Annotated in this window: 19 protein-coding genes; 12 read left to right on the top strand and 7 right to left on the bottom strand. The window is 63.2% G+C overall.

Translation table 11 applies throughout. From position 1 onward, the window contains the following. Nucleotides 1–219 precede the first annotated feature (219 nt). Genes EP867_RS09320 through EP867_RS09295 form a run of 6 tightly spaced genes read right to left on the bottom strand, consistent with a single transcriptional unit; the run spans nt 220 to nt 7614 of the window. The gene (locus EP867_RS09320) at nt 220–948 is read right to left on the bottom strand and encodes a GntR family transcriptional regulator (protein WP_128488450.1); all 729 of its coding nucleotides are present in this window, start codon (nt 946–948) and stop codon (nt 220–222) included. Nucleotides 949–953: 5 nt separating this feature from the next. Beyond that, entirely contained in the window at nt 954–2240 is a 1287-nt protein-coding gene (locus tag EP867_RS09315; protein ID WP_128488448.1) for a TRAP transporter large permease, read from the bottom strand. Continuing rightward, nucleotides 2233–2763, bottom strand: coding sequence for a TRAP transporter small permease (locus EP867_RS09310; RefSeq protein WP_164888820.1), 531 nt, complete (start codon nt 2761–2763; stop codon nt 2233–2235). The genes EP867_RS09315 and EP867_RS09310 overlap by 8 nt, the downstream gene beginning before the upstream one ends. Nucleotides 2764–2813: 50 nt before the next feature. After that, the gene (locus tag EP867_RS09305; protein WP_128488444.1) at nt 2814–3806 is read right to left on the bottom strand and encodes a TRAP transporter substrate-binding protein; all 993 of its coding nucleotides are present in this window, start codon (nt 3804–3806) and stop codon (nt 2814–2816) included. A 32-nt stretch (nt 3807–3838) separates the two neighbouring features. Further along, nucleotides 3839–5536 carry a hydantoinase B/oxoprolinase family protein gene (locus EP867_RS09300; RefSeq protein ID WP_128488442.1) on the bottom strand — a complete coding sequence of 566 codons (1698 nt, stop codon included), beginning with the start codon at nt 5534–5536 and terminating at the stop codon, nt 3839–3841. Beyond that, a complete protein-coding gene (locus tag EP867_RS09295) occupies nt 5533–7614 on the bottom strand; it encodes a hydantoinase/oxoprolinase family protein (RefSeq protein ID WP_128488440.1) in 2082 nt (693 codons plus the stop codon). Before EP867_RS09295 ends, EP867_RS09300 begins: the two co-directional genes overlap by 4 nt. 336 nt (nt 7615–7950) lie before the next feature. On the opposite strand from EP867_RS09295, the gene EP867_RS09290 reads away from it, so the two are divergent. The 8 genes from EP867_RS09290 (at nt 7951) to EP867_RS09255 (ending at nt 16411) form a co-directional block, all read left to right on the top strand. Continuing rightward, complete coding sequence (locus EP867_RS09290; protein WP_206616318.1) at nt 7951–8604, top strand: GntR family transcriptional regulator; 654 nt, start codon at nt 7951–7953, stop codon at nt 8602–8604. 147 nt (nt 8605–8751) lie between these two features. Next, nucleotides 8752–9615 carry an isocitrate lyase/PEP mutase family protein gene (locus tag EP867_RS09285; RefSeq protein ID WP_128488436.1) on the top strand — a complete coding sequence of 288 codons (864 nt, stop codon included), beginning with the start codon at nt 8752–8754 and terminating at the stop codon, nt 9613–9615. Nucleotides 9616–9632: 17 nt separating this feature from the next. Next, on the top strand, nt 9633–10313 hold the full coding sequence (locus EP867_RS09280; RefSeq protein WP_164888819.1) for an isochorismatase family protein: 681 nt from the start codon (nt 9633–9635) through the stop codon (nt 10311–10313). Between the two features lie 27 nt (nt 10314–10340). After that, nucleotides 10341–11705 (top strand): FAD-dependent oxidoreductase, encoded by a 1365-nt coding sequence (locus tag EP867_RS09275; RefSeq protein WP_128488431.1) that lies wholly within the window; start codon nt 10341–10343, stop codon nt 11703–11705. A gap of 3 nt (nt 11706–11708) precedes the next feature. Further along, nucleotides 11709–13082: an MmgE/PrpD family protein gene (locus tag EP867_RS09270; protein ID WP_128488429.1), complete on the top strand. Its 1374-nt coding sequence runs from the start codon at nt 11709–11711 to the stop codon at nt 13080–13082. Nucleotides 13083–13086: 4 nt separating this feature from the next. Further along, a complete protein-coding gene (locus tag EP867_RS09265; protein WP_128488427.1) occupies nt 13087–14484 on the top strand; it encodes a dihydroorotase in 1398 nt (465 codons plus the stop codon). A 1-nt stretch (nt 14485) separates the two neighbouring features. Beyond that, nucleotides 14486–15484, top strand: coding sequence for an asparaginase (locus EP867_RS09260; RefSeq protein ID WP_128488425.1), 999 nt, complete (start codon nt 14486–14488; stop codon nt 15482–15484). Between the two features lie 21 nt (nt 15485–15505). Beyond that, a complete protein-coding gene (locus tag EP867_RS09255) occupies nt 15506–16411 on the top strand; it encodes a polysaccharide deacetylase family protein (protein ID WP_128488423.1) in 906 nt (301 codons plus the stop codon). A gap of 4 nt (nt 16412–16415) precedes the next feature. On the opposite strand, the gene EP867_RS09250 is transcribed toward EP867_RS09255, so the two are convergent. After that, complete coding sequence (locus tag EP867_RS09250; RefSeq protein ID WP_128488421.1) at nt 16416–17750, bottom strand: nitroreductase family protein; 1335 nt, start codon at nt 17748–17750, stop codon at nt 16416–16418. A 171-nt stretch (nt 17751–17921) separates the two neighbouring features. Between EP867_RS09250 and EP867_RS09245 the strand changes: the two genes are divergently transcribed. From EP867_RS09245 to EP867_RS09230, 4 genes are all read left to right on the top strand, one after another. Next, the gene (locus tag EP867_RS09245) at nt 17922–18938 is read left to right on the top strand and encodes a TRAP transporter substrate-binding protein (RefSeq protein WP_164888818.1); all 1017 of its coding nucleotides are present in this window, start codon (nt 17922–17924) and stop codon (nt 18936–18938) included. Nucleotides 18939–18975: 37 nt separating this feature from the next. Continuing rightward, nucleotides 18976–19473: a TRAP transporter small permease subunit gene (locus tag EP867_RS09240; protein ID WP_128488417.1), complete on the top strand. Its 498-nt coding sequence runs from the start codon at nt 18976–18978 to the stop codon at nt 19471–19473. A gap of 91 nt (nt 19474–19564) precedes the next feature. Beyond that, nucleotides 19565–20875 (top strand): TRAP transporter large permease, encoded by a 1311-nt coding sequence (locus tag EP867_RS09235; protein ID WP_128488415.1) that lies wholly within the window; start codon nt 19565–19567, stop codon nt 20873–20875. 19 nt (nt 20876–20894) lie between these two features. Next, nucleotides 20895–22283, top strand: coding sequence for an MmgE/PrpD family protein (locus EP867_RS09230; protein ID WP_128488413.1), 1389 nt, complete (start codon nt 20895–20897; stop codon nt 22281–22283). Nucleotides 22284–22435: the final 152 nt, after the last annotated feature.

Genomic DNA, 22435 nt, shown 5'->3' with positions numbered 1-22435 from the left:
GCAGATACCAGCTTGAATCACGATCCAGGCTCGGTGTGAATCCCTTTTGTCAACATGACCTAGGCCGGAACTGATACGAAACTATACCTCAGGTTGCAGTGTTGCACATTCAGTCGCCCCTGCGAAGCGCCAATCTGCAGGGCGGCAGGGTCACAATCGCCGAAAGATCCCGGGTGCTCAAAGCCCCTGCCCGGCGCTTGCGGGCAGGCGTCAGATGCGTCAGGCGCTGCCCAGCACCACGTCAGAGCTGATCCGAAAACGTCCCGGATCATAGACCGCGCAGGTGATCTCCACCAGGTCCTCGCCGCAGAACAGCTCTGCATCAAGTTCGATCACCGGATCTTTAGAGCTTAACCCAAGCAGCTTTGTCGCAACTTCCGGGCAGAGCCCCGCCCCCACGGACTGCCGCAGGCGCGAGATTTTCAGATCAAAGGTGCGCTCCAGCAGTTCATAGACCGCGCCCCCGGCCTCATCGAGATGAGGCTGGATACCCGCGTAGCGGCCATCCACATACATCACCAGCCAGCTGACCGGGCGGGCGTCTCCGGCCAGATAGCGCAGGGCGCTGATTTCAAGCCAGTAGCCCGTCGCACTCTCGCGGCCCTGAAGCCGGGGGGAACTGCCGTTTGGCACATGCCGACTGCCCAGGATCTGCAGCCGCGACATCCGGGTCAGGCTCATGATCTCGGGGAAGCTGCGCATGGCCATGCGAAAGCTCTGACCGGGACGATCCGAAACAACCACCGTGCCCACCCGGCGGCGGCGCGCCAGCAGGCCTTCGGCTTCCAGCTCTGACAGCGCCCGGCGCAGCGTGGCCCGGCTGACGCCAAACTGCGCGGCCAGTTCAATCTCAGACGGCAGCTTTTCCCCAAGGGCAAAACTGCCCTCCGTGATGCGCTGGCGCAGATCCTCGGTCAGTTGCGCATAGCGCGGCGGCGATACGGTCATCCGTCTTACATCCTGGAAGGCAGCCACAGCACGATCTCAGGAAAGATCGCGAGCAGCATGGCATAGGCCAGCATAATCAGGAAGAAGGGCAGAACCGCCAGGAACAGATAGCCGATGGTATGGCCGGTCTGCGACTGGATCACAAAGAGGTTGAAGCCCACCGGCGGCGTGATCTGCGCAATCTCAACCGCGATCACGATGAAAATGCCGAACCAGATCGGATCGAAGCCCGCCGCAATGACCAGAGGCAGGGTGATCGGCAGGGTCATCACGATGATCGAGGTGCCGTCAAGGAACATGCCGATCAGCACATAAAAGAGCAGCAGAAAGGCAATCAGCATCAGGGGCGAGAGCTCCAGCAGCACGATCTGCCCCGCAATCGCTTTCGGCAGCCCCAGAAACCCGAGCGAGGCGTTCAGAAGCGCCGCCCCCGCCATGATCAGCCCCATCATTGCCGAAGTTGCCACCGCTGAGCGGCCCGCAGCCGCCAGCGCAGTAAAACTCAGATGCCCGCGGACGGCCGAAAGGATCATCGCACCTGCCACGCCGACCGCCGCAAGCTCGGTCGGGCTCGCAAGGCCAAGGTAAAGCGCACTCATAATGCCGCCAACCAGCGCCACCACGGGACCAAGTTCCACCAGGCCCCGCATCCGGTCGCCCCAGGTGTAAACCTTATCATCCGTCACGCCGCCGCTGACGACATGGGCCACGGCGATGTAGCAAAAGAAAATCGTGGCCAGCAGGAGCCCCGGAATGACCCCCGCCATGAAGAGTTCCAGAATGCTCTGCTGCGCAGCCACGCCGTAGATGATCATGATGATCGACGGCGGGATCAGAAAGCCGAGCGTCCCGGCCCCGGCCAGCGAGCCGACGGCCAGACGGCGCGGATAACCGCGGGCCTCAAGCTCAGGCAGCGTCACGCGGCCCACGATGGCGGTGGTCGCCGCAGAAGACCCCGACACAGCCGCAAAAAGCGTCGAGCCGGCCACATTCACATGCATCAGCCCGCCGGGCAGACGGCTGACCCAGGGCGCAAGGCCGGAAAAGAGCGAGCGGCCCAGATGCGCTGAGACCAGAACATCACTCATCAGAATGAAGAGCGGCAGCGCCAGCAGTTCCTGGGCGCTGACCGCATTCCACAGAAGTTTGCCGGTATAGCTGACCAGCGGCAGGTTCGGCTTGAACACCGCCAGCAGCAGATAGCCGACCCCAAAGAGAGACAGGCCGACCCAGATGGAACTCATCAGGAAGGCTGCAAAAAGAAAGAGCGTCAGCAGGCCGATTTCAAGCATCTTGCAGCTCCTGCACCTTCGGCAGCGGCTGCTCGGAGGTCTCATTGAGAAGGGTTCGGATCAGCCGCGCCACCATATCGAGCACGAATTGCACTGATCCCAGCATGGCCAGACCATGGGGCCAGATCAGCGGCGTGGCGGTATAGCTCGACTGGCGCAGGTCTTTGGCCCAGGAATTCAGGAAAAGCGAGGTGAAGATCCAGCACAGCAGCACCGCGCAGGCGATCGCGCCCAGAACCGCGGCCACCTCCAGCACCCGCTGGCCTTTGGGCGGCAGAGCGCCAAGGACCAGGGTCACCCGCACATGGGCGCCATGCCGCATCGCGGGCCCCGCGCCCAGCAAAAACACCCCGGCCATGGCGAAGGCGGAAAATTCCCAGCTCATCGCAAGGCTGGTGCTGAGAAAGCCACGCGCAAAAACTTCGGCCAGCATCAGCGCGCAGAAACCATAAAGCAGCAGAACGGCCAGTGTTTCGGCGGCCCGGGAGGTTCGGTCAGAAAAGGCAAGATAGCCGCGCAGCATGATCGCTCCGATGGAAAACGGGGATGGCGCGGACGCCATCCCCTGAACTGTCATTTACCGACTTTGGCGGTATAGGCCTCGATGATCGGACCGGCTTCGGGCACGCGGGCGACAAACTCGTCCCACATGGTGCGGCCGCTCTCGGCCATGAGCTTCAGAAGACCCTCATTGGCCTCAGTGATCTTCAGACCATTCTCCGCCAGGATCGCGCCTTTGGTGTCATCTTCTGCCGCGCTCAGCGCCCAGAATTCGGCCTGCATCTCGGCGGCCAGCGCCTCAATCTTCGCCTGGTTTTCCGGCGAGATCTCATTCCAGGTGTCGAGGTTAATGGCCACCACATCGGTCGAGGTCGACCATTTCATCGGGCTGAAGTGGGTGGTCAGATCCCAAAGCTTGCCGTCAACACCTGAGGAGGTCGAGGTGGCGACCCCGTCAATGGTGCCGGCGGCCAGCGCCGAGGCGACGTCGCCCCAGGGCATTTCCAGGGGTGCTGCGCCCATCAACGAGAGGAACTGGAAGCTCGCCGGGTTGAAGGCACGGATGCGCGCGCCCTTCATATCCTCAACCGAGGTGATTTCTTTGCGCGAGTAAACACCGGGCGAGGGCCAGGGCACGTAGTAAAGGATCTTCTGGTTGTGACGCTCAGCGATCTTTTCATAGGCGGGCGCGGCGACTTCGAGGAAGGCTTTGACCTCGTCCTGGCCACGGATCAGGAAGGGCAGCGTGTCGATCGCCAGCAGCGGCTCTTCGCCCGCCTGCAGGAACAGCAGATAGCTTGCCATCTGCACCACGCCGTCTTCCACCGCCGACATCGAGCCCGAGCCGGTCACGCCAATCTCAGAGGCCTGGTGCACGGTGATCGCCACATCACCCGCCGTGGCTTCATTGACCGCATCGGCGAATTTGCGCGCCGAGATGGCCGAGAAGTTGTTCTCCGGCCAGGGGCTGGAGAAGTCGATTTTGGTCTCAGCCAGCGAGACGCCGGCGGTAAGCGCGAGAAATGAGGCGGCCGCAAGGCTGCGGGCAAGCATGGTCCTGAACATGTGGGTCCTCTCCTGTCGTGCTGATGGCCGTCTCAGCGGTCTTTGTGGCCATAGAGATCGCGGGCCGCGCTCTCTGATATCATTCCCCGCGCGAGATCGCGGTCCACAAGGGCCGGATCGCGCGTCTGCGGTGCGCCAAAGCCACCGCCGCCCGGCGTGCGCAGCACAAGAGCCTCGCCCGGAGGGACGATATAAAGCCCTTTGCTGTCAATCACCTGGCCATCCGTGATCCGGGCGGCGCCCGGCTGCCCCGCATGACCGCCGTCGCGCCCTGCCGCGCCAAGGCGCAGCCGCTCAAAGGCGGCGGCAGAGACGGTGAGCGGCTGGTCCTTCAGCGCCCGCAGGCGGATATCCTGGCCAAGCCCGCCGCGCCAGTGCCCGGCACCGCCGCTGTCGGGGGCAAATTCCTTATGCTCATAAAGGAGCGGCGCGACGGATTCGGCCACCTCAACCGAAACCGCCCCCACGCCCGAGGGGAAGGCCGTTGTCGAAAGACCATCGGAGGACGGCCGCGCCCCCATCCCGCCAAGCGCCACATTAAGCGAGGCAAAGGCCGGAGCCTCCGCCCCCGCCTCCTGGCCCGAAATCGCCAGCACCCAGAGCGCGCCTGCGCTTTCCGCGAGGATTTTCCCCGGCATGGCCTGCGCAAGGCAGCCCAGCATCAGATCGGGCAGCGCCTGGCCCACAACGTGACGCGCCGTCACGGGCGCCGGACGCTCTGCCGAGACGATCAGGCCGGGCGGGGCGGTGATGCGGATTGCCTCCAGCGAGGCATGGTTGTTGGGCACATGGGGCGCCACGGCGACCTTGATGCCGAAAGAAGCATAGGCCTGACTGTAGCTTAACGGGCAGTTGATCCCGCGCGGCGCCAGCGGCGAAGAGCCGTCGAGATCCACCTCGATCACGCCGCCGCCGATCTGCATCGCGGCCTTCAGCCGGATCGGGCTGTCATAGCCGTCAAGTGCCACCTCTGCGTGATAGACACCCTCGGGCAGAAGGTCGATCGCCTCACGCGTGGCGGCGGCAGAGCGGGCGAAGATGAATTCCGCCAGCGGCTGCAGGCTCTCGATGCGGTATTCCGCCATCAGATCAAGCAGACGCCGCATGCCTTCGTCATTGCACGACATCAGCGAAATGATATCGCCCCGTGCCTCACGGGCGACCCGCGAGTTGGCGACGACGATATTGATGAAATCCTCGTTCACCACGCCGGCTTTGCGCAGCTTCATCACCGGGAAAAGGACCCCCTCTTCCTGGACCGAGCGCCCCTCTGCCGACCAGCCGAGCCCGCCGATATCGACGATGTGGCAGGTCGAGGCGAGGTAAGCGACGATCTTTCCGTTCAGGAACACCGGCGTCACGACCACGAAGTCAAAGACATGGCCCGCGCCGAGCCAGGGGTCGTTGGTCACCAGCACATCGCCCTCAACGAGGGTCTCAGCCGGCACCTTTTCCAGCATGGCATTGACCGAGCGCGCCATGGTGTTCACATGCCCCGGGGTGCCGGTGACGGCCTGGGTCATCATGCGACCTTCGGCATCAAAGACGCCCGCCGAAAGATCGCCGGATTCGCGCACGATCGCGCCAAAAGCCACGCGCAGCAGCGCATTGGCCTGCTCTTCTGAAACCGAGATCAGCCGGTTCCACATCACGTTCATCGCGATGATCTCGGAATCCGCGAGCGGCTTTGCGGCCAGTTCAAAAGCGGTGGGTTGCGATTTCTGGCTCATTGGCGGACCCCGCGATCAAGAATGACATGGCCAAGGGCATGCAGGCTCAGATGCCAGCCGCCCGGAACCCAGGTGGTGGTCTGCGCTTCGGTGACAAGGGCGGGTCCGGCGTGGACCGCACCAGGCTGCAGGTTGCGGCGCTGCAAAACCGCCGCCTCGACCCGGGTGCCGCTGACCGGATCAAAGACCGCGGTCAGGCTCTCAACCGGGGCTGCATGGGGCTCTGCCACCGCATCCGCAGCCTCTGTCTGCACCGAGGGGCCCGAGCAGATCAGGCTCAGCGCCACCATTTCCACCGGATTTCCGTCGAGCGTGGTGCCATAGGTTTCAAGGTATTGCGCCACAAAGCGCGCCTCGAGTGCGCTCAGATCAGCGGCGGTCGCAAGCGGCGCCTCAAGCGCGACCCGCAGCGCATGGCCCTGACCGGCATAGCGCAGCTCTGCCGCCCAGGTGGCAGTGATCGCCTCACCGGGGGTCAGCGCGGGGCGCACAACGGCTGTGGCCTCTTCCAGCATGCCCGCCTGGAGCTTCGCGATATGCCCCAGATCCAGACGCGCCATCGCCATGATGAGAGAGCGGGCCACCTCATAGGCGACCGGCGCGCTCAGGAAGCCAACGGCTGAGCCCACGCCCGCTGAGGTCGGGATGATCACCCGCGAAATCCCGAGCTTTTCGGCGATCCGCACGGCATGAAGCGGCCCCGCCCCCCCGGAGGCCATCAGCGCATAGCGCGTGACATCTTTGCCCTGCTCGATTGCATGAACCCGCGCGGCATTGGCCATGGCCTCTTCGCCGATCTCGAGCACCCCGGCCGCGGCCCAGTCTGCTGAACTCATGCCAAGGGGTGTGGCCACTTCGCGCATCACGGCTTCAAGCGCGAGTTCAGGTTTCAGCGTCAGCTTGCCACCGGCGAAGCCTTCGGGGCGCAGCTTGCCAAGGACCACGTTGGAATCCGTGATCGTGGGCATTGTGCCGCCCAGGTTATAACAGGCCGGACCAGGGACGGAGCTTGCGCTTTTCGGACCCACCGCCAGACGCCCCAGAGCATCGCGCCTGGCGATAGAGCCGCCACCTGCGCCGATCTCAACCAGTTCCGTCGTGGGCACCCGCACCGGCAGCCCGGAGCCTTTGATGTCGCGCCAGGCGCGGGCCACCTCAAAGCGGCGGGTCGTGGCGGGCACGGCCTCTTCCAGAAAGCAGATCTTGGCGGTGGTGCCCCCCATATCGAAAGCCAGCAGACGATCTTCCGAGAGTTCCCGCGCCACCCGCGCCCCCAGTGCCACGCCCCCGGCGGGGCCGGATTCCACCAGACGGATCGGGGTCTTCGCCGCCTGATCCAGCGTGGTCAGCCCGCCGCCCGAGAGCATCAGCATGAACTGGCCGTCAAACCCGAGCGCCCGCAGCCGGGTATCAAAGCGGCGCAGATAATGCGCCATCAGCGGGCGGACATAGGCATTGGCCACCGTGGTCGAGAACCGTTCATATTCGCGGATTTCGGGCGAGACCTCTGAGCTGAGGCAGATCGTCACTTTCGGATCCAGCACCTCCGCCAGCCAGTCGCGCACCTGCAGCTCATGCCGGGGATCAACCGTGGCATGAAGGAAGCCAATGGCGACCGCCTCAACCTTCAGTGCTTTCAGCTGTTCAGCCAGCGCCAGGGTGGCCGCCCGATCCGGGGCGGCCAGCACCAGCCCCTCAGCCGTCATCCGCTCGCGCAGGGTGAAGCGCAATTCGCGCGGGACCAGGGGCTCAGGCAGCTGCAGGTCAGTGTCATATTGCTCAAAGCGCTTTTCATACGCCATCTCAAGCACATCGCGGAAGCCTTCGGTCGTCACCAGCGCGGTCTTTGCGCCGCGACGCTCAATCAGCGCATTGGTCGCGAGCGTCGTGCCATGGATCACCGTCTGCACATCCGAGAGGCTGAGCCCGCACTCCCCCACCAGCCAGGCGCTGCCCTCCAGCGCGGCCACTTCCGGCGCCGCAGGCGTGGTCAGCAGCTTATGCGACTGAATGCGCCCCTCATGTTCAAGAACGACGTCCGTAAAGGTGCCTCCGATATCGATGGCAAGTCTGGTCATGGGGCATTCCTGGTCTGCACAAATTTGAAAGGTATGAACCTTTCATAAAATTGCCGAAGCCTTCGCCGAAAGATCAGAGAAATGCAAGCATCAAGCCCGGATCGCAGCTAAATTTCCCAAAAGGTCAAAAACCGCCCTGCTGCGGATTTCGCCCTGAAAGGCAGTTTGCTGCAGTTTTGCACCGCCGCCGCAGGAGCAGCTAAATCCGCAGGATCAGACAGCAAATTTTGCTTTCCCCACTTAAGGACGCATGGCATGCATGACAAAAGCGCCCGCGCTGAGCCCCCTCAGCGTCGGATTTTTGCCGCGCAATCAATCGACAGGAAGGAAGCCGTGTTGGAACCGATTAAGATCCGGTCTCTCGCAGACGAAGCGCTGGACAGTGTGGTCGCAGCCATCACTTCGGGAGAATTCGAACCGGGGCAGAAACTCTCGGAATCCGATCTTGCGCGGCAGCTTGGTGTGAGTCGCGGCCCGATCCGCGAGGCGCTGCAACAGCTTGAAGGCAAACTCGTGCAGCGCTCGCCCCGCCTTGGTGTGCGGGTGATTCAATTTGACGACGATTCAATCGAGCAGCTTTTCCACCTGCGTGAAGCACTTGAAGGTATGGCCGCGCGCCTGGCCGCCACCCATGCCCCGCCCGGATGGGCCGATGAAGCCGAGCGCCTGCTGCGCCGCGATGAAAGCGAGATCCGCGAAGCTCAGGCCCGTGGCTATCGCCAGCACTCCGCCGATGAAGAATTCCATATCTCCATCGCCCGCGCCTCGGGCAGCCCGAATATCGAGCGCATTCTGATGAGCGAAGTGAACTATCAGTTGCGCATCGCCCGGCTGAAATCCTCGATGCGCCCGGGACGGGCGGAAGAAGCACTTCGCCAGCATTTTGACATCGTAGAGGCCATCCGCAGCCGCGACCCGGACCGCGCGGAACGGGTGATGCGCGAGCATATCAGCTCAGCGCGTGCCTATCGAATGGCCAATATCGGCTGATTAAACGGCAGTTGGCAAAGAACCGGTCAGACAAATGTGAAAACTGTTCATCTGACTAATGCAAACTGTTGACAGATTTCTGCTTGCAGCGCATCTTTCCTTCAACGACCCCGCCCAAGGGGTCGATCTGACCTTTGGATTAAAGATATGCGCCCGACACAAAAGCTGAAATCACTTGTCGCCCAACGCAATGCCATGACGGTTCCGGGCGCGGCAAATGCCATGTTCGCCCGGGTGATTGAGGATCTGGGCTTTGAGGCCTGCTATGTGACCGGCGCGGGCGTGGCCAATATGCGCCTTGGCGTTCCGGATGTGGGTCTGACCACGGCGACCGAAGTGGCCGAAACCGTGGCCTCGATCGCCGATGTGGTCAGCCTGCCGCTGATCGTCGATGGCGACACGGGCTTTGGCAATGCGGTCAACACCGTGCGCACCGTGCGTCTTTTTGAGCGCGCAGGCGCTTCGGCCATTCAGCTGGAAGATCAGGTTTTCCCGAAGAAATGCGGCCATTTCAACGGCAAGGAAGTCATTCCGCTGAATGAGATGCTGTCGAAGATCAAAGCCGCGGTCGACGCACGTCAGGACCAGGATTTCCAGATCATCGCCCGCACCGATGTGCGCGCGATTGAAGGCCTGGACGCCGCCCTCGACCGCGCAAATGCCTTCATTGAGGCGGGCGCCGATATCACTTTCGTGGAAGCCCCGGCCTCCTTCGAGGAACTCGCCCGCATCGGCAAAGAGCTGTCGGTGCCGCAGGTGGCCAATATCGTCTTTGGCGGCAAGACCCCGGATCCGGGCCGTAAGGTGCTGGCAGAAAACGGCTTTTCCATCGTGCTTTACGCCAATGCCACGCTGCAGGCGGCGCTGCGCGCCTCGCATAAAGTTCTGACCGCGCTGCGCGATGAAGGCAGCCTCGACAGCGTCGCCGATCTGCTGGCCGGATTTGATGAGCGCCAGCGCGCGGTCAACAAAGATTACTGGGATGCCCTTGAGGCCAAGTACAAATTCTGAGCGGGAGAGAGACAATCATGACGCGCCCCTGGGATGGTATCATCAGCGAAGAAGATCTTCGCGCCTATGACGCAGCCGGTTTCGGCCGCCCGACGGGCTTGGGCAAACGCCCCGCCCTGGTGATTATCGACGTGCAGTATCGCACCACCGGCACCAAACCGGCCCCCTTCTTTGACGCGATTGAGGAGTTCAAAACCTCCTGCGGTCAGGTGGCCTGGGATGCCATGGCCAATATCGAAAAGCTGCTGGCGGTGTTCCGCGCCAAAGGCTGGCCGGTGCTTTATCCCTATGTTGCCCCGAAGCAATCCTTTGACACCGGCCGCCTTGGCGACAAGGTGCCCGCCCTTCTGGGTGTGGCCGCAAAGGGCTATGAGTTCCCGCCGCAGATCGCCCCGAAAGACGGCGATATCCTGCTGCCGAAAAAGCACCCTTCGGCCTTCTTCGGCACGCCCCTTGCCAGCTATCTGATTGATCTCGGCGTTGACAGCCTTGTGGTGGTCGGCTGCTCGACCTCGGGCTGTGTGCGCGGCTCGGTGGTGGACGGCTTTGCCTATAACTTCCGCTGCACCGTGCCGCAGGACGCCTGCTACGACCGCTCCTATACCTCGCATGCGGTCAACCTCTTTGACATGGCTTACAAATATGCCGATGTGGCGCCGACGGATGACGTCATCGCCGCGCTGGCAAAAATCGCCTGATCTCTGCCGGAAGAACTGGACTATATAATGAGCGACGAACTTGACGTTCTGATCATCGGCGCAGGCGCCTGCGGGCTTTGCGCCGCCATTCAGGCCCATGACAAAGGCCTGTCGGTGGCGATCCTTGAGAAAAACGACCGCCCCGGCGGCAACTCGGCCCTCTCGACCGGCTCGGTTCCGGCAGCGGGCTCGCGCTTCCAGAAAGAGGCCGGGATTGAGGATGATCCCGAGACCTATTTCCGCGATCTGATGGGCATTGCCGGTGAAACCGAGGCTGAGGGCCTGGTGCGCCGCATGACCCAAGTTTCGGCGGAAACCGTGGAATGGCTGATCGACGAGGTCGGCTGCCGGATGGAGCTGGTCACCGCCTATAAGCACATCGGCCATTCCACCAACCGTCTGCATGCGCCGAAATCGCGCCGCGGTCAGGACTTTGTCGATGATCTGCTGGCAGCGGTCGAAAAGCGCGACATTCCGCTGGCCGTGGGCAACTCGGCCCGCAGCCTGATCGTCGAAAACGGCCGCGTCTGCGGCGCGATGATCGACACCGGCGATGGAGAGCTGGTCGAGATGCGTGCGCGGGCAGTGATCCTCGCCTCGAACGGCTTTGGCAACAACCGCGAGCTGGTCGCGCGTTATATCCCCGAGATCGCTGGGGCGCAGTATTTCGGCGCACTCGGCTCGGACGGTGAGGCGATGATCTGGGGCGAGGAACTCGACGCGCAGTTCCTGAATATGAACGCCTATCAGGGCTATGCAGCCGTGGCCGATCCGCATGGCTCGATCCTCAGCTGGACCACCATCGAAAAAGGCGGCGTGCTGCTGGATAAAAACGGCAACCGCTTTGGCGATGAATCGCTGGGCTACTCGGGTTATGCCCGCCATGTGCTTGAGCAGGGCGAACATTCCTGGGCGATCTTCGATCAGCGCATCTTCGAGATCGCGATGCAGGAAGAGGAATTCGCCGAGCTTTGGGAGCATAAGGGCCTGAAAAAAGGCGATACCGTCGCCGAAGTGGCCGCCGCGCAGGGCATTGATGGTGCCGCCGCAGAAGCCGCCGTTGCCGCTTACAACGCCGCCGCGAGCGCGGGTGAAGGCGATGCCTTTGGCCGTAAAAACTTCGGCATGGCGCCGCTGCAAGCCCCCTTCTACTCCTGCCGCACGCTTCCGGCGCTTTTCCACACCCAGGGTGGCCTGGCCGTGGATGATAACGCCCGCGTGCTGCGCAAAGACGGCACCGCGATCCCGGGTCTCTACGCAGGCGGCGGTGCCGCAGCCGGGGTCTCGGGCGCGAAAGGTGCGCTTGGCTATGCCTCGGGCAATGGTCTTCTGACTGCGACCGCCCTTGGCCGTCTCGCAGCCCTCGCCGCTGCCCGCGATCTGGAGGCTTAAGACATGGCCCTTACCGCCCTGGTCATTGCCCGTCTTCGCGCTCTGGGTGATCTGCCCGGGGCGGTAAGTGACACGGCCCTTCGCCATTTCACCGATGCGGTGGGCGTGGGGCATGGGGCCGCCGGCTCAGAAGCCGGCGCCCATTGGCGGCGCTATGCGGCTGCACAGACGGGGCGGGGACCGGCTTCAGTCTTCGGCCTGTCCCATGGTCTGCCGCCTGAGACAGCGGCGCTGATCAACGGCGGGCTGATCCACAGCCTTGAATATGACGACACGCACACCGGCTCGATCGTGCATGGCTCCTGCGTTCTGGCGGCGGCGGCGCTTGCCGCAGGCGAGGCCAACGGCCGCTCAGGGGCGGAAGTTCTGCGCGCCTATACGCTTTGGTATGAGGTGTTTATCCGCATGGGTCTGGCGGCTGCGGGCGGTTTCCAGAACCGCGGCTTTCAGCTGACCTCCATCGGTGGCGCGCTTTGCGCGGCAGGGATCGCGGCGGATCTGAAGGGGCTGGATGCGCAGCAGACGGAAGCCGCGATCGGCATCGCGCTGAGCCAGGCCTCAGGCGTCTTTGAGTTTCTGACCAATGGCTCGACCGTCAAATCCATGCACCCCGGCTGGGCTGCCCATGCGGGTCTTGTCGCCGCAGATCTCGCACAGGCCGGAATGACGGGGCCTGCGACCGCGCTTGAGGGGCGCTTTGGTCTTTTCCGCCAGTTCGCCGGGGACGCGGAGGCCCCCGCCCGCTTTGAGGCGATGATCGCCGATCTGGGTGAGGTCTGGCACCTGCAGGATGCCGCCTATAAATTCTACCCCTGCTGCCATTATCTGCACCCCTTCGTCGAAGCGGCCTCGCTGATGATGCGCGATGGCATCCGCGCAGAAGACGTTGAGAGCTTCCACTGCTTCGCGCCGCAGGGCACCGCCGGGATCGTGGCGGAACCCTGGGCGGAGAAAGTGACGGCTTCGGGCCATAAAGCCCGCTGGTCTCTGCCCGTTACCGTGGCGATGCAGCTTGTCGATGGTCGGGTGGATCTTGGCAGTTTTGAAGGCCCGCTCTCAGAGGGCGTGGCCGATCTTGCTGCACGTTCAACCTGGTCTCCCCTTGAGGGCAGCGCCTTCCCGCAGCGCTTTGACGCGAAACTCCGGCTGACGCTGAAAGATGGCCGCGTGGTTGAGCGCCATATCGCGGATGTCTACGGCAATGGCTCACGCCCACCCGCGCAGAGCGATCTGGATGGCAAGTTCACCGCGAACATTGCCCGCCTTGCCCCCGATGCGGATGCACACCCCCTTCTGAGCGCGCTGGCCGCGCTTCCCCAGGCCCCCGATTGCTGCGCCGTGAGTGCGGCTTTGCGCCAGATTTCCGCGCAGGAGTAAAACCATGTCCGCATTTGACCTCATCATCCGCGGCGCTGAGGCCGTGCTTCCCGGCACCGGCCGCACCGCCTGCGACATCGCCGTGAAAGACGGCAAAATCGCTGCCATCCTGGCACCTGGCGCAGCGGCCGATGCCGAAAAAACCCTCGATGCCTCGGGCCTTGTGGCGCTGCCGGGCGTGATTGATGCCCACCTGCATCTGGGCCACGGCAAAGACATCTCGCGCCCGCGCGAGCCGCGCGATGCCGATGTGGAAACCGCCTCTGCTGCCATTGGCGGGGTGACCACCATGGTGCCCTATCTCATGGCCTCGGAAAAACACTCCGAGATCTTTGAGGGCGTGCGTCAGGTGACCGAAGCCGGCGCGCGCATCGACTTTGGCTATCACTTCATCATCTCGACCGAAGAGCAGCTTTCAGAAGTCCCCGCCTATATCACCGAATATGGCGCGCCGACCCTGAAGATCTTCATGAACAACCGCGGCGGTGAGGGCAAACGCCTCGGCCTGCCCGATATCGATGACGGCTTCTTCTTTCGCCTGGCCGAACTCGCCGGACAACACGGCGGCATGGTGGCCCCGCACCCCGAAAACATCGAAGTCGCCTGGGTGCTGCGCGACCGTGCGATGAAGGCCGACCCTGAGGGTAAGGGCGGCCTTGCCTCCTGGGATGCCTCGCGCCCGGATTTTGTCGAAGGCGAAGCCGTGCAGCGCTCGTCTTATCTCGCCAATGTGGCCGGATCGCCGCTTTATGTGGTCCATACCTCCTCAGCCGCTGCGCTTGAGGCGGGTCTGGCGCGGCGCAGGGCGGGCGATGAGATCTTCTTTGAAACCTGCCCGCATTATCTGACCCATGACGTGACCGATCCGATCGGCGCGGTGGGCAAGATCAACCCGCCGCTGCGGTCGCGCAAAGACTGTGACCGCCTGTGGCAGGGCGTGGCCAATGGGGAGATCGACACCATCGCGACCGACCACGTTCACCGCGATATCTCCAGCAAAGACAATGGCATCTGGGCCGCATCCCCCGGCTGCCCCGGCATGGAGACCCTGCTGCCGGTCATGCTGACCGAAGGCTACCACGCCCGCGGCATCCCGCTGGAGCGGCTGGTTGAGGTGCTCTCGGAAAATCCGGCGCATCTGATGGGGCTGACCTCCAAGGGCGCGCTGGCCGTGGGGCTTGATGCCGATATCGTGCTGGTCGATCTGGAGCGCGAATGGCAGCTGACCCGCGACAAGGTTGTCTCTTCGGCAGGCTATTCGATCTATGAGGGCAAGACCTTTAAGGGCGCGATTGAGCATACGCTGGTGCGCGGCCGCGCCGTCGTCAGCGGCGGTGCACTGGTCGATGACGCCGTGGGCCATGGCCGCTATCAGCACCGCAAACTGAAAGGCCGCGGCTGAGATGACCACCCTGCCCCTGATCGGGCTGATCGGAGCGGGGGGGACCATCTCCTCGCTTGCGACCGATCCCCGAGACTACATGGATTACCCTGAGACCGGGCGGAAACTCTCGGTCCATGAGGTGCTTGAAGAACTCCCGCAACTGCGGGAGTTTGCTGCGTTAAAGCCGCTGGCTTTCCGCTCGGTCGGCTCCAGCGCCATGGGGCCGGAAGACTGGCTGCGGCTTCATGCAACCATCACCGCGGCCATCACTGAAAGCCCTGAGATTGCAGGCTTCGTGATCCTGCACGGCACCGCGACGCTGGAGGAAACGGCCTATTTCCTGTCGCTGACCCTGCCTACAGATCGCCCCGTTGTGGTCGTCGGTGCGCAAAGGCCGCTCAACACGCTGTCGTCGGATGCGCCTGCCAATGCGATCAACGCATTGCGCACCGCCGCCTCGCCTGAGGCGCGGGGGCGCGGGGTTTTGGTGGTTCTCAATGATGAGATCCACAGCGCCCGCGATGTCACCAAAGGCTCGACCTTCCGGCTCGATGCCTTTCACTCGCCCGCTCATGGGCCGATCGGGGTCTGCGATCCCGACCGCCTGGTGTTCTATGCGCCCGCCCTGCCGCGTAACGCCGGTCCCGCCTTTGATCTGAGCGGCGTGACCGCCCTTCCCCGCGTCGACATTTTCCATGCCTATGCGGGAAATGATGGCGTGATGGTGCGTGCCTGCCTTGCTGCCGGGGCCGAAGGGCTCGTCTCAGCAGGCTTTGCCCCGGGCATGCCCCCGCCGCTGGAGCGCGAAGCGCTGGCGGAGGCCGCCCGCGGAGGCGTGCCCGTGGTTCAGGCCAGCCGGGTCGGCGCGGGCCGGGTCGCGCGGCGCGGCTGGCTGACGCGCGAGCGTTGGATCGCCTCGGGCGATCTGAGCCCGGTGAAGGCCCGCATCCTTCTGATGCTGGCCCTGCGCCAGAGCCGTGATCCTGACGAGTTGCAGCGGATTTTTGACCGCCACTGAGAAGCTTCAGGGAGCCTTAAAATGGAACTGCGCGAACATGGCCGCTACGACTGGTCACCGCTGCCCGAGCGGAAAACTTACGACTGGCCGGGCGGCAAAAAGCTGGCCTTCTGCATTGCCAATAACATTGAGATTTTCAGCTACCGCGATGGTCTGGGCAGCGACAGTGCCACGCTGACAGCCCCGCAGACCCATCGCAACTACGCCTGGCGCGATTACGGCAACCGGGTGGGCCAGTGGTATCTCTTTGATCTGCTGGAGGAATACGGTCTGCCCTCGTCGCATAACATCAACTCACGGGTGCTGCGGGCCTATCCGCAGATCCGCGAGAAAATCCTGTCGCGCGGCGATGAGATCGTGGCCCATGGCCGCTCCAACGGAGAGCGCCAGGATGTGCTGTCGGAAGAGGAAGAGCGCCGCCTGATCGAGGAGGCCACGGCTGAGATCATCGAGCTGACCGGAAAACAGCCGAAAGGCTGGATGGGGCCTTACTTTGCGCAAAGCGAGGTGACCCTCGATCTGCTGCAGGAGGCGGGCTATGAATTCATGCTCGACTGGCCGCTCGATGACCAGCCGGTCTGGATGCGCACCCGCAAGGGCCATATCCTTTCGGTGCCCTATTCAGTAGAGCTGAACGACAGCCCCTCGATGGTCTTTCGCCAGGAGGCTGCGGCCTCGTTTGAGCGCATGATTATCGATCAGTTTGATGAGCTTCTGCTGCAGTCACAAAAGCGCCCGCTGGTCTTTTCGCTCGTGACGCATAACTTCATTCTGGGCCAGCCCTACCGGCTGCGCGCGCTGCGCCGCGCGCTTGATCACATCATGAAGCACCGCGATGATCTGTGGATCACCACCGTGGGGGGCGTGAACGATTACATCCGCTCGCTGCCCGAAGGCAGCCTGCCCGGTCAGCCCGGACAGGCCTGACCCTTCAGCCGCGCGGCCGCGCTCTGAGCGCGATTGCGCGGCGGCGCCAGAGTTGGGGCGTGGCGCGGCAAAGATCTGCGCCCCCCTCACGGGCGAGGCCAAGGCCCGCGATCTCTTCGATCACGAAATGCGGCTCCAGAAGCGCCAGGAGTTTACGCGGGCGCAGCGGCGTCCAGGGCCCCTGCAGCGGCACCTGGCCTTTGCTTTCCACCTCAGCCCATTCTGCCCCGGCCCGGGAACTGCGGTTGCGGACTGATAGCAGAAGCTGCCCCTCGGGCTTCAGCACCCGCGCTGCTTCCGCCAGCATGAGGGCAGGATCTGCCATATGCTCAAGGCTTTGCGGGATCAGAACCGCATCGAGACTGCGATCCTCGCAGGGCAAAAGCCCCTCCGGTGCCAGAAGCTCTCCCACCTCGCGGCTGATCCCCTCATGGCGCAGGCGATCTTTGATGAAGGTCAGGTTGTGGCGGTGCAACTCAGCCACCTGCAGGGCAGCATCCTCGGGCAGATGCCGCGCCAGCGCCGTGGTGCTGGTGCCGCCCCAGGCCAGAATTTCAACGACACTGGCTGACCGCGGCAGCGGCGCCAGCATCTGCAGCCAGGCCTGCGTCGCGGCGCCTTCGCGCCGGGAGGTATAGACCCCCGCGAGAGGCGATTTCGCCCAGACGCTGTACGCGCGGTAATCGGCCAGCTGCGCCCAGGTCCAGTCTTTCGGGTCCCACTGCGCGAAGGGGTTTGATGCCCGCGAGATCGCATGAAACGGATAGGCGGCTGCAGGTTTTGCGGGATAGATGCTCTCTTCGGCCCGCGCAAAACGGCCGTAAGACACCACATCCTGCAAAGCGCGGCGCGGCGGCTTGCGGGCGGGGCTGTCGGGGGCGGCCCGACCGATGGCAATCGCCCCCTGGTTTTCAAAAATCAGCGGCAGGCCCAGCATCTCGCGCACCTTCGCCGGATCGCCGGTGCCGGCATTCCAAACCGAGGCCCATCCCCGCAGATGGGCCGAGAGCATCAGATGATAGGCGGCCGCCGCAACCCCCTGGACCACCGAGAAATTGTCATGCGTCCAGCCCTTCTGAAAGCACAGATAGACGAGGGCCGCACAGTCGCGGAAATGCGGATTGCCCCCGGCCAGATCCGCGGCCCGCGCCAGATCTTCGGGCTGATCGAGGACCACGAAATGCCAGGCCTGCTGGTTACAGGAGGAGGGGGCTTCAAGCGCATCGCGCAGCATGGCATTGAGGTCTTCACGGCTGATGCGCCCGGAGGTGAAAGAGCGGCAGGACATCCGCCCGGCCAGCAGATCGAGAGCGCCCGCGGGCGCGGCAGGAGTCGGCATCACGAAATGACACTTTCTTCAGCAATTGCGGTTTCGGAGAATATTTTGCGCCTTTCGACGTCAGGGGCAGTATTGACAGTTCACAACAACAAAGCAAACTGTAAACAGTTTTCTATGACTGTAACGATTGGCGCGACGTACTCTCCCTGCGCCCCAACAGAGAGTCACACCATGAAAAAGACCATCGCCCTGCTGGGCATGACCGCTATGAGCGCAATTTTTGCCGCCTCGGGGGCAACTGCGCAGGAATTTCGCCTGAATTTCGGGCATTATCTGTCGAACTCGCCCTTCGTGAAAGTTGAGCAGGATTTCGCGGCCCGTGTGGAAGAGCGCACCAACGGCCGGGTGAAAATCAACATCGTCTACTCGGGCGGTCTGGGGAAAGATTCGGAACTGCTGGGCCTCGTGGGTCGCGGTGCGATCGATCTGGCCGGCGTTGTGCCGGGCTATTACGGCGATCAGCTGCTTTACTCCAAGGCGCTGCAGACCCCCTTCGTTTTCAATAGCCCTGCACAGGCCATTGAAATCGCGGATTATTCTTTCGCAGAACTGCAGCCCTTCAAAGATGAGATGGCGCGTCTGGGCATCCACCGTCTCTTCCACCAGCCGGTCGACAGCTATTACATGACCGGCAAAACGGCAGACTGCCAGGACCCGGAAAAACTGGCGGGTAAGAAAATCCGCAGCTTCGGCGCGCTGATCCCGCATATGATGACGGCCGTGGGTGCAACCCCCGTCACCGTGCCGCCGGGTGATCTTTATGAAGCCGTTGACCGTGGCACCATCGATTACTCCTTCGTGAACATGGGCAATATCGACGCCTACCGCCTTTATGAAGCAGGCAAATTCTCCTGCGGTCCGGCGATGTCGATTGCAGGCCACATGGTCGTGATCTCGGACCGCACCTGGAAGCGTCTGCCCGCTGACATTCAGCAGGTCATCACCGAAGAGGCCGCCGCAGCCCAGGTTGCCTATGTTGAGTGGAGCAACACCCACGTTGCAGGCGCGGTTGAGCGCGTGAAAGCCGGTGGCGGCGAAATCCTGGAGCTGAGCCCCGAGGCTCTGGCCGCCTGGAAAGCGAAGACCCCCGATCTGCTCGACGTCTGGGTTGAGGATCTGAAAGGGCGCGGTCAGGGCGACCAGGCGGCGGAAGTCGCAAAGGCCTGGCGCGAGCGCACCGCGCAATAAGCGCGCTTCGGCCTTAACCTGACAAACGGAGACCGGGATGAAAACTCTCATCGAAAAACTGGCGGTATTTTCTGTCGCGCTCGGCAGCATCGGGCTGTTGCTTTCCATGCTGCTGAGTGTTGCGGATGTCGTCGGCACCCAACTTGGAAGTCCGGTCTCCGGTGCACTGGAGTTTACCGAAAGCACCATGGTTCTCGTCGTCTTCGGCGGCATCACCTGGGCGCAGATCCGGCGCAGCCATATCCGCGTCGAACTGGTCTATATGCAGGTCGGCAAAAAGATGCGCTCGGTGATGGATATCATCACCTCCCTCGCGGGCATCGCATTTTTCATTCTGCTAGCCTGGCAGGGCGGGGTTGAGGCGGTCTATGCTTGGGAAATCGGCGAGTCGACCTCGGGTCTTGTGGCCTTCCCGATCTGGCCCGCTCGCTGGATCCTGGTCTTCGGCTCTGCCCTGATGATCCTGCAGCTGCTGATCGATCTTTGGTACGACCTGACCAACTTCGGAAACCCGCATGAGCTGGAATTCGGCTGACCCCCGTTAAACTGCCGGGCTCCGCCGCGCGCCTTAAGGGCTGTGGCGGTGTCCGGGACCTGCCAGAAACTTCCATTGGGGGCCTGCCCAGATGTTCGATCCAGCCACCGCAGCCATTATTACGATTGGTCTGCTGTTTTTTCTGATGATTGCCGGTGTCCATATCGGCGTCGCCATGGGCCTTTGCGGCGTCCTTGGCATCTATCTGACCATGGGCGAATTTGCGGCCCTGGCCCAGGCGGGCTCGGTGCCCTTTGCCACCGTCAACAGCTTTACCCTTGCGGTGATCCCGCTCTTTATCCTGATGGGCTCTCTGGCCACCCAGGCGCGGCTGACCACCGATCTTTATGCCGCCGCCTATAACTGGTTCTCAAAGATGCCCGGCGGTCTGGCCATGACCACGACCATTGCTTCGGCAGCTTTTGGTGCGGCTTCGGGCTCGACCATGGTGAACGCAGCCGTTTTCACCAAGATGGCCATGCCCGAGATGACCACCGCGGGCTATGACAAGCGTCTCTCCTCAGGCGCGATTGCCTCTGCCGGTGTGCTCTCAGCCATGATCCCGCCCTCGGTTCTCATGGTGATCTATGCCATCACCACTGAGCAGTCGGTCGGCAAAATGCTGATCGCGGGCATTGTGCCGGGCATCATGACCGCCGTCCTCTTCCTGCTCTGCATCTATGTCTGGGCTAAACTGAAGCCTGAACATGCGCCGATGCCCGAGCATAACGTGACGATGAAAGAGAAAATCGGCTCGCTGAAGAACACCTGGGGGATTCTGCTGCTCTTTGGCGTGGTGATCGGCGGCATCTACGGCGGCTGGTTCATCCCGACCTATGCCGGTGCGGTTGGGGCTTTCGGGGCCTTCCTTCTGGTCTTTTACAAGCGCCGCGCGAGCCTCAAGACCCTGCGCGAGACCTTCCTTGAGGCCATCATGTCCTCGGCCACGATCTTCCTTGTGGTCTTTGGCGGGATGCTCTTTGCGCGCTTCCTGACCTATACCGGCCTGGTCGCGACGGTCTCGGACTGGCTGATCCTGCAGGATCTGGCACCCTTCGCCTATCTGCTGGCCTTCGGGATCCTGTTTCTGATCCTGGGCTGCTTCATTGAGCCGATCGCCATCATGGTGATGACGCTGCCGGTGATGTTCCCGGTGATGATGAACGTGGGCTATGACCCGATCTGGCTGGGTGTTGTGGTCATCAAGATGTGCGAGATCTCTCTCATCACGCCGCCCGTGGGGCTGAACGTCTTTGTGGTGCGCTCCTCCTCGCCGGTGCCGCTGCGCCTTGAGCAGGTGTTCGCAGGCGTCACCCCCTTCATCGCAATGGAAGTTCTGTCGCTTGGCCTGCTGATCATGTTCCCGGCCATCGTGACCTGGCTGCCCTCGATGATCGGCTGATCGGACAAGGAGTTCACAGATGAGCACGCCCGTTACCCCTGAGATCCATGAGGCCGTGGCCTCTGCTCTGAAAACCCTGACAGCGCGGACCGCCGCGCTGACATGGGAGGATCTGCCCGAGGATATCCGCATTCGTGCGGCGCGGGTGTTCTGCGACGATCTCGCCTCCATGGTGGTGGCGGGGGCTGAGCCGGAGCTTGCCGCGCTGCGCGAGGGTCTGGCCCGTGTGGCGGGCGTGGCTGAGGCTTCGGTCCTTGACGGCAGCCGCCCGGTGCTGCGGATGGACCGCTATTCGGCGGCTCTGGCCAACGGATCGGCGGCGGACTGGGCTGAACTCGATGGCGGCTACCGCGCCGTTGTCTGTCATGCCGCGCTGTACTGCATCCCGGCCCTGCTGGCCGAAGGAGAGGCCAGCGGCGCGACTTTGCGCGAGATGCTTCTCGCCCTCGTCGCGGGCTATGAGACGGTGGCGCGGGTTGCCCATGCCTTCAGCTTCCCCGGCCTCGTGCTGCATCCCCATGGAGGGCTGGCCACGGTGGGGGCGGCTGCGGCGGTGGCGAAACTGCGTGGTGTCGATGCGGAGACGGCCTTCAAGGCCATCACCACCGCCGCTACGCTCTGTCTGCCGGGGCCCTTCAATCACGCGGTCTCCGGGGCGCTGATCCGCAATATCTGGCCCGGGCTTTGTGCGCAGAACGGTATCCGGGCAGTGGACTGGGCACCGGTGGGTCTGACCGGCTCTCCCTGGTCGCTGACGGAGGTTTTCGCCGATATCTTCGGCGGTGAAACCCGCGCGGAGGCGCTGACCGAAGGGCTTGGGGAAGACTGGAAAATCGCCGGTGGCTATCACAAAATGCATGCCTGCTGCCAATATGCGCATTCCACCGTTGAGGCCGTTCTGAAGGCCACTTCCGGGCGTGGCATTGCGGCGTCTGAGGTGGCGGGGATTGAGGTGGCGACCCATTGGAAAGGCCGCAAACTCGACCGTCCGCAGCCCGAGACCAGCCTTGCGGCGAAATTCTCGATCCAGCATATCGCGGTCAGCACGCTTCTGAAGGGGCATGCGGGGGCTTCGGCCTTTGACCGGGCCTCGCTTTCCGATCCCGATATGGTGGCGCTGCGCGAGCGGGTTAAGATCAGCGCTTATCCGCAGGAACTGCCCTGGCCCAACGACCGCCCGGCGCTGGTGCGGATCACGCTGAAGAGTGGTGAAATTCTCGAGGGCGAATGCCTGAGCGCCCCCGGCGGCGCGGACCAGCCCTTCTCAGATGAGGCGATCACCGGTAAAATCCTCGGCAACCTCAGCGCCTGGCCCGCGGCAGAAAACGGGATCCGCGCGATCCTTGCGCTTGATCCCACGCGGCTTTCGGCCCCCTGGGCCGAAACGCTTGCTGAACTGACCGCCTGAGCGGCACCAGAATGCAACAGCCGCCCGGGAAACCGGGCGGCTTTTCATATCTGCGCGGCCCTGAAGGGGTTCTTTCCCTGTTAAAGATCTGCCCGGCCCCCGCAAAAAAAGCCCCCCGGACCACGCGGCCGGGGGGCTTTCTGGACATCTGC

Source organism: Falsigemmobacter intermedius, from assembly GCF_004054105.1.
Taxonomy (GTDB): domain Bacteria; phylum Pseudomonadota; class Alphaproteobacteria; order Rhodobacterales; family Rhodobacteraceae; genus Wagnerdoeblera; species Wagnerdoeblera intermedia.
The sequence above is the reverse complement of the archived record's forward strand: the minus strand, read 5'-3'. Positions and strand labels throughout refer to the sequence as shown.

Coding starts and splice junctions, on each gene's coding strand:
- EP867_RS09320 (WP_128488450.1), bottom strand. CDS start 948: ATGACCGTATCGCCGCCGCGCTATGCGCAACTGACCGAGGATCTGCGC.
- EP867_RS09315 (WP_128488448.1), bottom strand. CDS start 2,240: ATGCTTGAAATCGGCCTGCTGACGCTCTTTCTTTTTGCAGCCTTCCTG.
- EP867_RS09310 (WP_164888820.1), bottom strand. CDS start 2,763: ATGCTGCGCGGCTATCTTGCCTTTTCTGACCGAACCTCCCGGGCCGCC.
- EP867_RS09305 (WP_128488444.1), bottom strand. CDS start 3,806: ATGTTCAGGACCATGCTTGCCCGCAGCCTTGCGGCCGCCTCATTTCTC.
- EP867_RS09300 (WP_128488442.1), bottom strand. CDS start 5,536: ATGAGCCAGAAATCGCAACCCACCGCTTTTGAACTGGCCGCAAAGCCG.
- EP867_RS09295 (WP_128488440.1), bottom strand. CDS start 7,614: ATGACCAGACTTGCCATCGATATCGGAGGCACCTTTACGGACGTCGTT.
- EP867_RS09285 (WP_128488436.1), top strand. CDS start 8,752: ATGCGCCCGACACAAAAGCTGAAATCACTTGTCGCCCAACGCAATGCC.
- EP867_RS09280 (WP_164888819.1), top strand. CDS start 9,633: ATGACGCGCCCCTGGGATGGTATCATCAGCGAAGAAGATCTTCGCGCC.
- EP867_RS09275 (WP_128488431.1), top strand. CDS start 10,341: ATGAGCGACGAACTTGACGTTCTGATCATCGGCGCAGGCGCCTGCGGG.
- EP867_RS09270 (WP_128488429.1), top strand. CDS start 11,709: ATGGCCCTTACCGCCCTGGTCATTGCCCGTCTTCGCGCTCTGGGTGAT.
- EP867_RS09265 (WP_128488427.1), top strand. CDS start 13,087: ATGTCCGCATTTGACCTCATCATCCGCGGCGCTGAGGCCGTGCTTCCC.
- EP867_RS09260 (WP_128488425.1), top strand. CDS start 14,486: ATGACCACCCTGCCCCTGATCGGGCTGATCGGAGCGGGGGGGACCATC.
- EP867_RS09255 (WP_128488423.1), top strand. CDS start 15,506: ATGGAACTGCGCGAACATGGCCGCTACGACTGGTCACCGCTGCCCGAG.
- EP867_RS09250 (WP_128488421.1), bottom strand. CDS start 17,750: ATGCCGACTCCTGCCGCGCCCGCGGGCGCTCTCGATCTGCTGGCCGGG.
- EP867_RS09245 (WP_164888818.1), top strand. CDS start 17,922: ATGAAAAAGACCATCGCCCTGCTGGGCATGACCGCTATGAGCGCAATT.
- EP867_RS09240 (WP_128488417.1), top strand. CDS start 18,976: ATGAAAACTCTCATCGAAAAACTGGCGGTATTTTCTGTCGCGCTCGGC.
- EP867_RS09235 (WP_128488415.1), top strand. CDS start 19,565: ATGTTCGATCCAGCCACCGCAGCCATTATTACGATTGGTCTGCTGTTT.
- EP867_RS09230 (WP_128488413.1), top strand. CDS start 20,895: ATGAGCACGCCCGTTACCCCTGAGATCCATGAGGCCGTGGCCTCTGCT.